The following is a 14734-nucleotide window of genomic DNA, read 5'->3' on the forward strand; positions in this document are numbered from 1 at the left end:
TCGGACGGACGGCTACGCTGACGCCATGCGCCGGATGGTGATCGTCGGGTACGAGGAGTCCGCCCTGCTGGACATCGCCTGCCCGGCGGACGTCCTCGACGCCGCCAACCGGTACGGCGCCACCCCGGCGTACGAGGTCACCCTGGTCAGCCTCGACGGCCGGCCGATCCGCTGCCAGAACGCGCTCACCCTCGCCGCGCAGGACCGGCTCGACCGGCTCCGCGGCCCGGTCGACACGCTGATCGTCGCGGGCGGGACGGGCCACGCGAGAGCCGCGGCGGACGTCAGGCTGACCACCCACGTCCGCCGGGTGGCGGCGACGGCCAGGCGGGTCGCATCGGTCTGCACGGGGACGTCCGTGCTCGCCGCGGCGGGGCTGCTCAACGGCCGGCGGGCGACGACGCACTGGATGTGGGCGGCGAAGCTGGCCCGGCAGTACCCGGAGATCACCATCGACCCGGCGCCGCTGTTCGTCCAGGACGGCAACGTGCACACGGCCGCGGGCGTGACGAGCGGGCTGGACCTGACGCTGTCGTTCGTCGAGGCCGACCACGGGCCGAGCCTGGCGCGCGAGGTGGCCCGCGCGCTGGTCACGTACCTGCAGCGGCCGGGCAACCAGGCGCAGGTGAGCATGTTCCTCGCCGCGCCGCCGCCCGAGCACCGCCAGGTGGCCGACCTGGCGGCGTACATCACCGGCCACCCCGGCGGCGATTTGTCGACCCGGGCGCTGGCGGAGCGGGCGGGGCTGAGCGAGCGGCAGCTGACGAGGCTGTTCCGGGAACACGCCGGGGTACCGCCGGGCCGGTTCGTCAGACGGGCCCGCACCGAGGCCGCCTCCCAGCTGCTCGCCACTACGGACCTGCCGTTGACCGCCGTGGCCCGGCGGTGCGGGTTCACCTCGGCGGAGACGCTCCGCCAGGCGTTCGTCGAGTTGTGCGGCACCCCGCCGTCGGCGTATCGGCGCCTGCACCGGCGGGCCTGCATCGCCTGAGCAGCGGGCCGCGCCGCCCGCCGCACGACCGCCAAAAGGCGGGGTACCCGCGCGAACCGGACAGGACGCCGAACCCTGCACGGCGCGAGCAGCGGGGCGGGCTGAACGTCCCAGGGCGTGCCCTCGGCACGCACGACCACCGAGGCGAGCGCCCGCCTGGACGGCGCCGGGGACACGCGCGGACCGGACAGGACGCCCCAACCTGCACGACCTGAGCAGCGGGCCGAACGCCCGGCCGCACGACCCGGCGCGCGCAACCACCGAAGCGACCCCCGGACCGGACCGTCGAACGAGACCGGGAACCCGCGCGAACCGGACAGGCCCCCCGAGCCTGCACCGTCAGGAGCAGCGGGCCGGGCCGCCCGCCGCACGACCACCGAGGCGAACCCCGGACGAGCCGGTGGAACCCGCGCGCGGAGCGGTACCACGCCGCGACCTGTCGTTATCGAATATCTACAGTAGGGCTCGATGCGCAAATACCTGTGGCTGGTCCCGGTGCCGTGTGCGGTCTGGCTCTTCTTCGCGGTGCAGGGGATGATGCACTACCTGCCCACCCGCCCCCAGATCGACCTCGAGGTCTACCGCCACGGCGTGCAGGCCTGGTGGGACGGCCGGGACATGTACGGCGCGCTGCCGGAGGTCGCCAACGGCGCGCAGCTGCCGTTCGTGTACCCGCCGTTCGCCGCGTTGCTGCTGTCACCCCTGGCGATGCTGCCGTGGGACGCCTCCGTCGTCACGCTGTACGTCCTCAACGGCCTCAGCATGTTCGTCACCGTCTACCTGGTCGCGCGCGCCGTCCGGCCGCAGCTCGGGCGCGACGGCGGGGTCGCCGTCGCGTCGGTGGTGCTTCCGCTCACCGTCTTCCTCGAACCGGTCAGCCAGACGTTCGGCTTCGGGCAGGTCAGCATCATCATGATGGCCCTGGTGACGGTCGACTGCCTGGCCGGGCGCACGATCTGGCCGCGTGGCTTCGGCATCGGCCTGGCCGCGGCCCTCAAGCTCACCCCGGCCGCGTTCGTGTTGTTCTTCCTCATCCGCCGCGACTACCGGTCGGCGATCACCTCGGCGATCACGTTCGCCGTGGCCTCCGTCATCGGGTTCGTCGCGGACTTCGGCGGCTCGATCCACTACTGGTTCCAGGGCGGCCTGAGCGGCGGCGGCGTCAGCGGCACCGCGTTCGCCACCAACCAGGCCATCGAGGCCGTCGTCGTGCGCACCGGGCTGACCGGCGCGGCCGAGAAGGCCGTGTGGCTCGTCCTGGTGCTCGGCCTGCTGGCGCTGGTCGCGAACGCGATGCGCCGCGCCGAACCGGCCCTCGCGTTGATGGCCTGCGCCGGCCTCGCCCTGCTCGTCTCCCCCACCTCGTGGTCGCACTACTACGTGTGGGTGGTGCCGGCGCTCGTCGTCATGCTCGGGCTCACGGTCCGCCGCGCCGAGGACCGCTCGTGGCTGGCCACCGCGTGGCTCGGCTGGGGCGCGCTGACCGCGGTGTTCTTCGTCTGGGCGCCGTTCCACACCCTGCCGGAGACCGACTTCCCGGTCGTGCACCGCGACTGGACGTTCCCCGAGCAGCTCTCCGCCGCCACCTACGTCCTGGTCGGCGTCGCCCTGTTGCTGGCCTTCGCGATCCCCCGTCAGAAGGATCGCGAGCTGACGCCGGTCACGCCCGCAAGGCGCCCCGCCGGCGCTGCCAGTCGGTGACCGCGGAGCAGCCCGCCTCCAGCTCGGCCCGCAGCAGCGCCTCCTGCTGAGCCGCGACCTCGTCACCGAGCAGCTTCGCCACCCGGTCCAGCCCGGACAACGCCTCCCACGGCGTGCCCGGCGACGCACCCACGACCTCCCCCGCCGGCGGCAGCGGAACCCCCTCCTCGATGCCGGCCCGGCCCGCCGCCAGCAGCGCCGCGAGCACCAGGTGCGGCTGCGCGTCGGCGCCGGCGAACCGGAACTCCAGCCGCAGCGACGCGTCGCGCCCGGCCACTCGCACCGGCGCCGTCCGGTCGTCCACGCCCCACCGCAGCTCCCGCGGCGAGAACGGCGCTGTCCGCAGCCGCACGTAGCTGTTCCAGGTCGGCGCCCACACCGGGGCCAGCGCCGCCGCGTCCCGCAGCACCCCGGCCAGGAACGACGCCATCACCGGCGACAGCGCGGTCCCGTTCCCCGACGCGGGCTCCCCCGCGACGGAAGACAACGACAGGTGCACGTGGCACGAACACCCCTGCCCCGGCCCCGGCGCCGCCAGATACGCCGCGGACACCCCGTGCTCCGCGGCCACCGACCGCACGATCATCTGCTGCAACAAGGCGTCGTCACACGCGGCGAGCGCATCCCGGTGCCGCAGCACGATCTCGTACTGCCCGGGATGGCACTCGGCACGCGCGGACTCCACCCCCAGCCCGGACCGCTCCAGCGCCACCCGCAGATCACGCAGCACCGGCCGCATCCGCTCGGTCCCGCCGACCGCGTAGTCCACGCCGTGCGCGCTCAGCGGGCCGTCCGCGTCGCTGAACACGACCTCGTGTTCCAACCCCGCTGACGGCACGTACCCGAGCGATTCGAGCGCCATCAGCTGCTCGGTCAGGGCCCGCCGCGGAGCCGCTCGCGCCGGTTCGCCGTCCGGCCACTCGACGTCGCACACGATGCCGCACAACCCGTCCGGCAGCGCGGTCATCGTCGCCGGATCGGGCCGCATCCGCAGGTCCCCGTAGCCGCCGAGGTAGCGAGCGAGCGGGCTGTCCGGCCCGGCCGGCAGCGCCTCCCGCTCCACGTCCCAGGCGAACACGTACGTGCAGACCCCGTAACCGCCGGAGAGCACTTCCTCGGCCACGAACCGCCCGGACAGCTCGACCGCGGCGAACCGGGCGTGCGGATCGGGCACCAGCAGCAGCACCCGCGGCACGTCCCCGCGCGCCAGCGCCACGCGCAGGCCCCGGGCGGCCGCGGCCCGCTCGGCGAGCGTGCGCGGCCCGACCGGGCGGGGCGCTCTCACCACGCCCCCGCCGGGTCCGGGGCGTGCAGCGGGTTCGGCACGCGCCCCCACCGCACGTCGAACTCGTCGTCGCGGTCGACCTTGTCGAACCCCTGCCCGGCCAGGTGTTCCCGGTTCAGCGTGACCCGCTCGACGTCCGGCGCGAACAGCAGGCACGCGTCGAACCGCCGCGCGACGTCCGGGTTCTCCGCCCGGTAGCGGCCGACGACCTCGCGCACCAGCTCCCAGAACCGCGCCCGCGGGAAGGCCAGGTCGTCGAGCAGGATCTCCGCCCAGAACCGCAGCTGACCGGAGAACACCGAACTGAACAGCGACTGCGCGAGCAGGTGCGCCGGCCAGCGCAGCATCTCCCCGGCCGCCTCCGGCGCGAGCAGGCGGTAGCAGTCCAGGTCCTCGTCCAGGAGGTCGACGCCCTGCGCGAAGTCCTTGATCGCCACCCGCAGCGGCCGCCCGCGCTCGTCGACGATCAGGATCAGGTTCTGGCCGTGCGGGCAGAACCCGACGCCGTAACGCAGCAGCCACTGCAGCAGCGGCGTGAGCAGCAGGTCGAACACCGTGGCGCACCAGCGTTCGGCGTCCCAGCCGGACCGCTGGATCAGGCCCGTGATCACCGACGCGCCCGAGCGATCGCGGTAGGGCAGCGCGGCGAACGAGATCGCCTGCTCCCCCTCGGCCAGCCGGGACACCAGCGGTTCCCGCCACAACGCCCCGAGTGTTTCGTGGAACCGGTACGGCAGGTCCTCGATGGCGCCGAACAGCGGGTGCTCGACCGACACGCTCGCGACCTCGCCGAGCAGCTCGAACCGGTACTCGCCGGCGAGCAGCGGATCCGCCGCGCCGACCCGCTTCAGCCAGCTCGTCACCGCCGGCCCGGCGAGCGTCGCGCCGGCCGCCAGCCCGCGGTAGACGAGCGTGTTGCGCACCGACACCGCGGTCTTGACGTCGTACCGGTCCGGCCGCGACACGTTCGCCAGCGTCCGCACCGTCTGGTGTGGACGGTAGGCGTCCCGGGACTCGCCCAGCTCGATCACCACCCCGGTGGCGAGTTCCCCGGCGTAGAGGGTGCCGAGGATCTCGTCGGCCTGCCACGGGTGCACCGGCACCCACACGTACTCGGCGGGGTCGGCGAGCCGGGCGAACTCCGCGCGCTGGTCGCCGACGACCTCCCCGGCCAGCAGCGTCTCGGCCGACAACGAGTCCACGCAGCGGAACCGCGCGTGGTCGCGGTGCACGGCGAACCACCGCAGCCGCACGTCGGCCCCGGCCTCCGGCGCGTACCGGGCGCGGTCGCCGGCGGAGAACCCGACCCGGCCCTTGTTCAGCACCAGCCGCGGATGCCCGGTGAGGTGCCCGTCGGCCAGGTTGTAGTCCATCGTGGACAGTTCCGCGGCGCTGGGGGCGCGGCGCAGGCGGGCGGCCTCGTTGGTGACCGTGGCGGTCAGCTCGGCCAGCACGTCCGCGAGCCGCAGCCCGGACAGGCCCAGCTCCTTGCGCGCGTCCACCACCAGCACGCGCGGGTCGGTGGCCGGTTCGCCGTCCCGCAACGCGGAACCCGGCTGCACCGTCCACGACTCGAAGGCACCGCGCCGGGCCCGGAACTCGTAGGTCACCTCCGGCAACGCCAGCCGCCAGAGCCGGTGCTCCGCGTCGTCCGCCGGCGACGGGTCGAACAGACCCTCGTAGGACAGTTCGCCGAGCATCTTGTGCACGATCAGCGTGCCGGCCGCGCGCCACGCCTGCGCTGAGTCCACGCTCACTCCTCCAACCCGAACCGCGTGAATGCCGTGCGCGACGGCAACCGGTAGACCGTGCGGCCGCAGACCGCGTTGACGATCGAGGCGGCCCGCCACGCCACCAGCCCGAGATCCGGCGCGCCGACGCCGTGCGTGTGCCGTTCGGCGTTCTGCACGAAGATCGCGCCGCCGATCTCCGGCGCGAGCCGCAGCCGGTAGTCGCGCTCGACGACCGGTCGGCCGCTGCCGTCCCGGGCCACCGCGTCCGCCAGCGGCCCGAGCAGCCCGTCGATCGGCCGCTCGCGGTAGCCGGTGGCGGCGACCACCGCGTCGGTCACCCAGGTCGCCGTGCTGCCCTCCTGCCGGTGCCGCAGGCCCAGCGCGATCCGCTCGCCGTCCCGCCGCGCCGACACGACCTCCACGCCGGGCGTCAGCGTGACGCCGGGCCAGCCGCCGCCGATCGTGCGGCGGTACAGCTCGTCGTGGATGTCGGCGATGGTCTCGGCGTCGATGCCCTTGTAGAGCTGCCATTGCGCGGGCAGCAGCCGGTCGCGCTCGGCCTCGGGCAGCCGGTGGAAGAAGCGCGTGTAGTCCGGCGTGAACTGCTCCAGCCCGAGCTTGGAGTACTCCATCGGCGCGAACGACACCGTCCGCGTCACCCACCGCAGGCCGTCCGGCTGCTTGCGGTGCCGCAGCAGGTCCAGGAACACCTCCGCGCCGGACTGGCCCGAGCCGACGACCGTCACCGCGGGCAGTGCGAGCAGCCGTTCCCGCTCGGACAGGTACTCCGCGGAGTGGATCACCGGCACGTCCGGATCGTCCGCGAGCGCCCGCAACGGTTCCGGCACCCACGGCTCGGTGCCGATGCCGAGCACCACGTTGCGCGCGCTGATCTCGCCGGCGGCCGCGCGCAGGCGGAACAGCCCGTCGCGCCACTCGATCCCGGTGACGGTGGTGCCGAACCGGCAGCTGCCCAGCCGCCGCGACACCCAGCGGCAGTAGTCGTCGTACTCGGCGCGCGGGATGTGGAAGCGCTCGGCGAAGTAGAACGGGAAGAGCCGGTCCTTCGCGTGCAGGTAGTTCACAAAGGACAGTGCGCTGGTCGGATCGGCCAGCGAGACCAGGTCGGCCAGGAACGGCACCTGCAGCGTCACGTCGTCGAGCAGCAGCCCGGGGTGCCAGCGGAACTCGGGGCTGCGCTCGTACAGCGTGACGGTCAGGTCCGCGACCGGCTCGGCGAGCGCGGCCAGCGACAGGTTGGCCGGGCCGATCCCGACCCCGGCCAGATCGACCGGAGTCACCGCAGGACCACCTCGGCGGCCTGGGCGGCGGCGGTCGCGGCCAGCGCGTCCAGCAGCGGGCGGTAGTCCTCCGCGGTCGCCCGCGGGTGCAGCAGGGTCAGCTTCAGCCACACGCCGTCGGCCATGGTGGCGCGGCCGACGATCGCGGTGCCGGCTTCCAGCAGCGTGCGGCGCACCCGGGCGACCAGTTCGTCGTCGGCGTCGGCCGGTTTGAACAACACGGTGGACAGCGCCGGCCTGCCCCACAGCCGCAGCGCGGGGTGCCGCTCGATCATCTCGGCGACCTCGGCGGCGGTGGCGCAGCAGTGTTCCACGAGCGCGCCCACGCCCTCGATGCCCAGCGCGCGGAAGGTGACGGCCATCCGGAACGCGTCGGGACGGCGGGACGTGCGGATCGAGCGGCCCAGCAGGTCCGGCAGCCCGGCCTCGGTGTCGTCACCGGCGTTGAGGTACTCGGCGCGCACGGACAACGCCGACAGATCCGCGGCGTCGCGCACCGCGAGCAGGCCCGCGGAGATCGGCTGCCAGCCGAACTTGTGGGCGTCCAGCGCCACCGAATCCGCCTGGTCGAGCCCGTCGAGCAGGGGCTCGAGCTGCGCGCTGCACAGGGCGAGCCCGCCGTAGGAGGCGTCCACGTGCAGGCGGGCACCGTGGCGGCGGCACACCTCCGCGACCTCGCGCAGCGGGTCGATCTCGCCGGTGTCGGTGGTGCCCGCGGTGGCGACCACGACCGCGGGCCCGCCGAGGGCGCGCAGGGTCTCCGCCAGCGCGGCCGGGCGCATGCGCTCGCCGTCGCAGTCCACCGGAACCGGCGCGGGCAGCCCGAGCAGCCACGCGGCGCGGGCCACGCTGTGGTGCGCGGTGCGCCCGCACACCGGGCGCACGGCCGGGTCCGGCTCGCGCGCGAGCAGCAGCCCGAGCAGGTTCGATTCGGTGCCGCCGGTGGTGACCACGGCGTCCGGCGCGGGCGCGTCCGGGTAGCACAGCCGGGCGATCAGGGTGACCAGCTCGCGTTCGATCTCGCTGGCGACCGGCGCCTGGTCCCACGAGTCCATCGACGGGTTGAGCGCGCTCGCCACCACGTCGGCGGCGACGGCGACCGCGAGCGGCGGGCAGTGCAGGTGCGCCGCGCACGCCGGGTCGGCGGGGTCGACCGAGCCCGCGGCCAGCAGCCGGGACAGCTCGGTAAGCGCTTGCTCCGCGCCCACGCCGGTGGCCCCGGCCAGGGGTTCCGCGCCGGTCAGGGCCGCCACCCCGGCCGCGACGGCCGCGGGTCCGCCCGCCGGGCCCGGTCCCCCGCGCTCCGCCGCGCCCTCGCCCATCGCGTCGAGGACCAACGGGATCAGCTCGGCCAGCCGCCGGTGACCCTCCCGGCCGCCGGCCAGCCCGGCGCCCTCCGGCATCGATTCGCCCACTCACCGCTCCTTAGGTATGCCTACGCTAAGCCACGATACGGACACCGTGCGCCGCGGGCACACCCCCGGCGGGCACGTTCCTCCCAAAGTGCCCGCCCGGGGAGCGCAAGTCATGCCGCCAAAGGGGTCACAGCGGCGTGTGCCGGGTCACCGGGGTGCCAGCGCCTCCACCTGCCGCACCGGGTCCTCGCCGGTGGGCAGCAGCGCGATCACCGGCGTGGTCAGCCCGTTGTCCACATAGGACTGGATCTTCGCGCGGCACTCCTCCGGGCTGCCGTGCACGATCAGGTCGTCGACCACCTCGTCCGGAATCACCTCGTTCGCCCGTTTGCGATCGCCGGCCCGCCACGCCTCGTGCATCGGCGCGAGCGCCTCGCCGCGGCCGAGCCAGTCGTGGAACGCCGCGTACACCGGCACCGTGAGGTAGCTGCTGATCAGCATCCGGCCCAGGCCACGCGCGGCGTCGCGGTCGGTGGTCGGGCAGACGAAGATCCGGGCCGCCAGCTCGGTGTCCGGCCCGACCTCGGCGCGCACCTGCCGGACGTCGGCGGGCGAGAGCCAGTTCGTGATCGCGCCGTCGGCTTCCTTGGCGGCCAGTTTGAGCATGCCCGGCCGCAAGGCGGCGAGCATGATCGGCGGAGCCGGTTCCGGCGCGCGTTCCAGCCGGAACTTGCTGACCGAGAACGTCTCGTATTCCGCGGTCACCTTCTCCCCCGCCAGGGCCGCACGCAGGAACCGCAGGGTGTCGCGGGTGCGGGCGAACGGCTTGTCGAACGCGGCGGCGTTCCAGCCCTGCACGATCACCGGTGAGGACGCGCCGATGCCGAGCACGAACCGGCCGGGCGCGGCCTCGGCCAGGGTCGCCGCGGACATCGCCAGCAGGCCGGGACCGCGCGTGTAGACCGGCACGATCGCGGTGCCCAGCCGCAGCTCCGGCGCCCACTGTGAAGCCAGCAGCAGCGGCGAGAACGCGTCCGTCCCGGCGGTCTCGGCCGACCACGCGTCGGTGTAGCCGAGCGCGGGCAGCCGCTCGATCAGCTCACGGTGCGCGATCAGCGGCACCCCGGTCAGCGGAATCGTGATTCCCCAGCGCTTCATCGCGCAGCAGCCTCCAGCTCTCGGTTGATCCAGTCCACCTGTACCTTCATCAGGTTCTCCGCGACCTCTTCGGCCTGCGGGGTCATGTGGGTCGCGCCGACCAGCGGCAGGAACACGTGCGGGCGGCCCGCGGCCAGCAGCGCCGAGGACAGCCGCAGCGCGTGCGCGACGAACACGTTGTCGTCGGCCAGGCCGTGCACGATCAGCAGCGCGCGCCGCAGCTCCGGCGCACTGGCGATCAGCGAGTTGCGCTCGTAGGACTCCGGCTCCTCGTCCGGCACGCCGAGGTAGCGCTCGGTGTAGTGGGTGTCGTAGAGGGACCAGTCGGTGACCGGGGCCCCCGCGACCGCCGCGTGGAAGACGTCCGGGCGGCGCAGCACGGCCAGCGCGGACAGGTACCCGCCGTAGGACCAGCCGCGGATCGCCACCCGGGACAGGTCCAGCTCGGGGTGGTCGGCGGCCACCGCGTGCAGCGCGTCCACCTGGTCGGTGAGCGTCACCTCGGCCAGCTCGCGCACGATCTCCTTCTCCCACGCCGGACCGCGGCCCGGGGTGCCGCGGCCGTCCGCGACCAGGACCGCGAAGCCCTGGTCGGCCAGCCACTGCGAGGTGAGGAAGGCGTTGCGGCTCTGCAGGACGCGCTGCGCGTGCGGGCCGCCGTAGGGGTCGAGCAGGACGGGCAGCTTGCCGTCCTCGGGCCGGTAGCCGGTGGGCAGGAGCAGCGCGGCACGCAGGCCGCGCTCGCCGACGGTGAGCCACTCCGGGTCGGGTTCGAGGCCCGGGTCGACCGGGTAGGACTCGACGTTGGCCAGCGGGCGGCCGTCGCGCAGCACGCTGACCTCGGGGCCGCTGCGGCGCAGGCTCCACGACGACAAGACGGTGATCTCCGCGGTGCCGGCGCCGACGTGCACGCCGTCGGTGCCGGACAGCCGGGTCACGCCGTCCGGCCCGGTGCGGTAGACGTGGATCTGCGTGGGGTCCTCGGCCGAAGCGCTGAACAGGACCTCCGCGCCGACGTGCAGCACGGAGCGGACCTGCAGGCCGGGCCCGGTGACCGGGTCGCCGTCGATCACCAGCCGGTAGCTGCCGTCGGCGGCGCTGACGTGCACCAGCCGCCCGTCGGCGGTCCAGGCCGGCACGCCCGGCACGATCTCGACCCAGTGCGGATCGGTTTCGGTGTGCAGCAGCTTGGTGGAGCCGTCGGCCGGGTCCACCGCGTAGATCGCGAGTTCCCGCTGGTCCCGGGGCTGCACGGCGAGCAGCGGCGGGCCAGCGGCCGTCCAGTGCACCGCGACGAGGTACTCCCAGTCGCCGCGCTCGACGTCGACCCGGGTGCCGTCGAGACCGCAGAAGGACAGCGAGACGTCGACGTTCGTGGTGCCGGCGGCCGGGTAGGCGACGGTGTTCGCACCGGACTCGGGGTGGGCCGGGTCGGAGATGGTCCAGCGGGGCACGCCGGTGCGGTCGGTGCGCTCGACGAGCAGGCTCTGCCCGTCGGGCGACCACCAGTAGCCGCGGGCGCGGCCCAGTTCCTCGGCGGCGATGAACTCGGCCAGGCCCCAGGCGATGTCCTCGCCGTCCTCACCGGCGAGCACCGTGTCCTCGCGTGTGGCGAGGTCGATGATGCGCAGCTGGCGGTCCCGGACGTAGGCGACGTGGGTGCCGGGCGGGTTCGGCCGCGGGTCGACGACCGAGGTGTCGACCAGCTCGGACACCTCACGGCTGGCCAGGTCGACGGTGTAGAGCTTGCCGGACAGGGAGAACGCGGCCAGGCGGAACTCGTCGTCGACGGCGTAGCCGACCACGCCGCCCGCGCTCTCCCGCATGCGCTCGCGGCGCGCCCGCTCCTCCGGTGGCAGCTCCTCCTCGCCGGGCAGCAGCTCCGCGGCGTCCACGACCTTGGTTTCGGTCCCGGTGGCGAGGTCGAATTCCCACAGGCTGTTGCGCCGGTCGGTGCCGGACTCCGAACGCAGGAACAGCAGCCGGGCCCCGTCGGGCGCGACGCGGAACTCGCGTGGGGTGCCGAGGGTGAAGCGCTGGGTGCGGGCCTGCTGGCGAAGGAAGGAGAGCTCGTCGGTCACGCCTCGCACTCTGTCAAACCGGCACCGCTCTTGGCGACCCGTGCACGGGGGAACAACGAATTGCCACCTGGCGGCGGAACTGCGCAACGATCAGTCCGCCGAAACAACGATCGACGGATGATTCCCAGCCTGAACTGCCCTTAGCCTGATGTCATGACGACCTCCGCGGCCGAGTTCATCGCGCTCGACGAGCGCTGGAGCACGCACAACTACCACCCGCTGCCCGTCGTGATCGCCGAGGCCGAGGGCGCCTGGGTGACCGACGTCGAGGGCCGCCGGTACCTCGATTTCCTGTCCGCCTACTCGGCGCTGAACTTCGGGCACCGGCACCCCGCGCTGATCGCCGCCGCGCAGGAGCAGCTGGCGCGGGTCACGCTGACCTCGCGCGCGTTCCACCACGACCAGCTGGGCGCGTTCTGCCGCGAGCTGGCCGAGCTGACCGGCACCGAGATGGTGCTGCCGATGAACTCCGGCGCCGAAGCGGTGGAATCCGCGCTGAAGGTCGCCCGGAAGTGGGCCTACGAGGTGAAGGGCGTGCCGGACGGGCGGGCCGAAATCGTGGTCGCCGGGTCGAACTTCCACGGCCGCACCACCACGATCATCTCGTTCTCCACCGACGAGTCCGCGCGCGCCGGGTTCGGCCCGTACACGCCGGGGTTCACGGTGGTGAAGTACGGCGACGCGGCGGCGCTGCGCGACGCGATCACCGAGCGCACCGCGGCGGTCCTGCTGGAGCCGATCCAGGGCGAGGCCGGGGTGCTGGTGCCGCCGGAGGGGTACCTGGCCGAGGCGCGCCGGCTGTGCGACGAGGCCGGGGCGCTGCTGATCGCCGACGAGATCCAGTCCGGACTGGCCCGCACCGGGACGCTGCTGGCGCTGGAGCACACCGGGGTGCGCGCCGACCTGTACACGCTGGGCAAGGCGCTGGGCGGCGGGATCCTGCCGCTGTCCGCGGTGGTCGGCCGGGCCGACGTGCTGGGCGTCCTCAAGCCGGGCGAGCACGGTTCGACGTTCGGCGGCAACCCGCTGGCGTGCGCGGTCGGCCGGGCGGTGATCGGGCTGCTGTCCGCCGGCGAGTTCCAGCGGCGGTCCACGGAGCTGGGGGCGCGCATGCACACGCGCCTCGGTGAGCTGGTCGGGCACGGGCTGGCGGAGGTGCGCGGACGCGGCCTGTGGGCGGGCATCGACATCACGCCGGGCGGGTTGTCGGGCCGCGAGGCGTGCGAGGCCCTGGCTACAAAGGGCCTGCTGGCGAAGGAGACCCACGGCGCGACGCTGCGGCTGGCCCCACCGCTGACGATCACGGAGGCCGATTTGGATCGGGGGCTGGACATCCTGGCGGAGGTCCTGGGCCGCTGACCGCCGCCGTGGACCCCGCCGCCGCGAAGTGGCACTCGGCGCAGCGGGCGCGGAACTCACGCGCGGGAGCGCGGGACTCGCGCGCGGGAGCGCGGGACTCGCGCGCGGGAGCGTGGGACTCGCGCGCGGGAGCGTGGGACTCGCGCGCGGGAGCGCGGGACTCGCGCGCGGGAGCGCGGGACTCGCGCGCGGGAGCGTGGAACTCGCCGCCGCGAACGTGGCACTCGCCGTCGCGAACGTGGCACTCGCCGTCGCGAGCACGGCCACCGCGGGCGCGAACGTGGAACTCGCGCGCGGGAGCGTGGGACTCGCGCGCGAGAGCGTGGGACTCGCGTGCCGCGGTTGAAACCCTCCGTCCCTCCCGTACGTTGGGCAGGCAACGGAGGGAGCAGGGGATGGAACGGGCACTGGTGCCGGGCGAGGCGAGCGATCCGGAGGAGCTGCACGCGCGGGGCCGGGAGCTGGGTGAGCGCACCCCGCCGACCGCGCACGACCACGCCGCCGCGGGGGAGCACCGGCCGGGCGTCGCCGAGTTCGTCGAGCGCAGCAACGAAGGGCGGCTCGGCGAGCTGATCCCCCTGCGGATCGGGCGCATGATCGCCTCCCCGTTCGCGTTCTTCCGGGGCGCGGCCGGGCTGCCGGTCGGCGACCTGGCCGGCACCCCGCACAGCGGCCTGTCCGCCCAGATCTGCGGTGACGCGCACGCCGCGAACTTCGGCCTGTACGGCACACCGGACGGGCAGATCGTCATGGACATCAACGACTTCGACGAGACCATCCGCGGCCCGTGGGAGTGGGACCTCAAACGCCTCGCCGCGAGCCTGGTCCTCGCCGGGCGCGAGGGTGGCGTGTCCGAAGAGGACTGCCGGGACGCGGCCGAGGACGCGGTCAAGTCCTACCGGCGCGTGGTGCGCCAGCTCGGCGAGGCGTCGTTCCTGCGGTCGTGGAACGCGCTCGGCGACGCGGACGCACTGTCCAAAGTGAAGGCCCACGACCTCGCCGACGAGTTCAGCGAGGCCACCGAAAAGGCCCGCCGCAACACCAGCGCCCGCGTCTCCGCCGAGTGGACCGAGCGCATCGACGACCACACCACCGGCCTGAGCCGCCACCGGTTCGTCGAGGACCCGCCCGTGCTGCGGCACGTCGACGAGGCCACCGCGGACGCCGTCGCGGACGGGCTGGTGTCCTATGTGCACACGCTGCGGGAGTCGCGGCGCAACCTGATCGCCCGCTACCGCATCGCCGACGTCGCCTTCCGCGTGGTCGGCACCGGCAGCGTCGGGCTGCGCAGCTACCTCGTGCTGCTGCACGGCAACACCGACGAGGACCTGGTGCTGCAGGTCAAGGAGGCCCGGCCGTCCGCGCTCACGCCGTACCTGCCGGAGCACCGCACCGAGCACGAGGGACAGCGGATCGTGCACGGCGCCCGCCTGGTGCAGGCCGAGACCGACATCCTGCTCGGCTGGACCACCGTCGCGGGCAGGCCGTTCATCGTGCGCCAGTTCCGCAACTACAAGGGCGAGATCGAACCCACCGAGCTGGGCGGCAAGGACCTCGACGACTACGGCCGCCTCGCCGGCGCGCTGCTCGCCCGCGCCCACATCCGCTCGGTCCACCCGCGGCTGCTGGCGGGATACTTCGACGGTGACGACCAGCTCGACGAGGCGATCGGCCGCTACGCCGTCCGGTACGCCGACCAGACCGAGGCCGACCACGCCGAACTGGTCACGGCGGTCAAGAACGGCCGGTTCCCGGCGATCACGGACTGAC

At 73.9% G+C, this 14734-nt stretch carries 10 protein-coding genes; 4 read left to right on the forward strand and 6 right to left on the reverse strand.

Annotation, left to right across the window (positions count from 1 at the left end; genetic code table 11):
- The first annotated feature begins 25 nt into the window (after nucleotides 1-25).
- Nucleotides 26-991: a GlxA family transcriptional regulator gene (locus D0D15_RS06955; protein WP_094007250.1), complete on the forward strand. Its 966-nt coding sequence runs from the start codon at nucleotides 26-28 to the stop codon at nucleotides 989-991.
- Between the two features lie 468 nt (nucleotides 992-1459).
- Nucleotides 1460-2692, forward strand: a complete 1233-nt coding sequence (locus D0D15_RS06960; RefSeq protein ID WP_094007249.1) for a glycosyltransferase family 87 protein — start codon at nucleotides 1460-1462, stop codon at nucleotides 2690-2692.
- Here the strand turns inward: D0D15_RS06960 and D0D15_RS06965 are convergent.
- From D0D15_RS06965 to D0D15_RS06990, 6 genes are all read right to left on the reverse strand, one after another.
- Complete coding sequence (locus D0D15_RS06965) at nucleotides 2652-3980, reverse strand: type I glutamate--ammonia ligase (RefSeq protein WP_115944317.1); 1329 nt, start codon at nucleotides 3978-3980, stop codon at nucleotides 2652-2654. The two genes, D0D15_RS06960 and D0D15_RS06965, sit on opposite strands and share 41 nt — an antisense overlap.
- The gene (locus tag D0D15_RS06970; protein ID WP_425266777.1) at nucleotides 3974-5677 is read right to left on the reverse strand and encodes an IucA/IucC family protein; all 1704 of its coding nucleotides are present in this window, start codon (nucleotides 5675-5677) and stop codon (nucleotides 3974-3976) included. The genes D0D15_RS06965 and D0D15_RS06970 overlap by 7 nt, the downstream gene beginning before the upstream one ends.
- A gap of 53 nt (nucleotides 5678-5730) precedes the next feature.
- A complete protein-coding gene (locus D0D15_RS06975) occupies nucleotides 5731-7011 on the reverse strand; it encodes a lysine N(6)-hydroxylase/L-ornithine N(5)-oxygenase family protein (protein WP_094007246.1) in 1281 nt (426 codons plus the stop codon).
- The gene (locus tag D0D15_RS06980) at nucleotides 7008-8414 is read right to left on the reverse strand and encodes a pyridoxal phosphate-dependent decarboxylase family protein (RefSeq protein ID WP_115944316.1); all 1407 of its coding nucleotides are present in this window, start codon (nucleotides 8412-8414) and stop codon (nucleotides 7008-7010) included. Before D0D15_RS06980 ends, D0D15_RS06975 begins: the two co-directional genes overlap by 4 nt.
- A gap of 159 nt (nucleotides 8415-8573) precedes the next feature.
- On the reverse strand, nucleotides 8574-9524 hold the full coding sequence (locus D0D15_RS06985; protein ID WP_094007244.1) for an LLM class F420-dependent oxidoreductase: 951 nt from the start codon (nucleotides 9522-9524) through the stop codon (nucleotides 8574-8576).
- Nucleotides 9521-11605: a S9 family peptidase gene (locus D0D15_RS06990; protein WP_094007242.1), complete on the reverse strand. Its 2085-nt coding sequence runs from the start codon at nucleotides 11603-11605 to the stop codon at nucleotides 9521-9523. Before D0D15_RS06990 ends, D0D15_RS06985 begins: the two co-directional genes overlap by 4 nt.
- A gap of 153 nt (nucleotides 11606-11758) precedes the next feature.
- Between D0D15_RS06990 and rocD the strand changes: the two genes are divergently transcribed.
- Entirely contained in the window at nucleotides 11759-12964 is a 1206-nt protein-coding gene (rocD, locus tag D0D15_RS06995; protein WP_094007239.1) for an ornithine--oxo-acid transaminase, read from the forward strand.
- Nucleotides 12965-13359: 395 nt separating this feature from the next.
- On the forward strand, nucleotides 13360-14733 hold the full coding sequence (locus D0D15_RS07005) for a DUF2252 domain-containing protein (RefSeq protein ID WP_115944311.1): 1374 nt from the start codon (nucleotides 13360-13362) through the stop codon (nucleotides 14731-14733).
- The last annotated feature ends 1 nt before the right edge of the window (nucleotide 14734 follow it).

The sequence above is a fragment of the Amycolatopsis thermalba genome (assembly GCF_003385215.1).
Classification (GTDB): Bacteria; Actinomycetota; Actinomycetes; order Mycobacteriales; family Pseudonocardiaceae; genus Amycolatopsis_E; species Amycolatopsis_E thermalba.

Coding starts and splice junctions, on each gene's coding strand:
- D0D15_RS06985 (WP_094007244.1), bottom strand. CDS start 9,524: ATGAAGCGCTGGGGAATCACGATTCCGCTGACCGGGGTGCCGCTGATC.
- rocD (WP_094007239.1), top strand. CDS start 11,759: ATGACGACCTCCGCGGCCGAGTTCATCGCGCTCGACGAGCGCTGGAGC.
- D0D15_RS06960 (WP_094007249.1), top strand. CDS start 1,460: ATGCGCAAATACCTGTGGCTGGTCCCGGTGCCGTGTGCGGTCTGGCTC.
- D0D15_RS07005 (WP_115944311.1), top strand. CDS start 13,360: ATGGAACGGGCACTGGTGCCGGGCGAGGCGAGCGATCCGGAGGAGCTG.
- D0D15_RS06980 (WP_115944316.1), bottom strand. CDS start 8,414: ATGCCGGAGGGCGCCGGGCTGGCCGGCGGCCGGGAGGGTCACCGGCGG.
- D0D15_RS06970 (WP_425266777.1), bottom strand. CDS start 5,677: ATGCTCGGCGAACTGTCCTACGAGGGTCTGTTCGACCCGTCGCCGGCG.
- D0D15_RS06955 (WP_094007250.1), top strand. CDS start 26: ATGCGCCGGATGGTGATCGTCGGGTACGAGGAGTCCGCCCTGCTGGAC.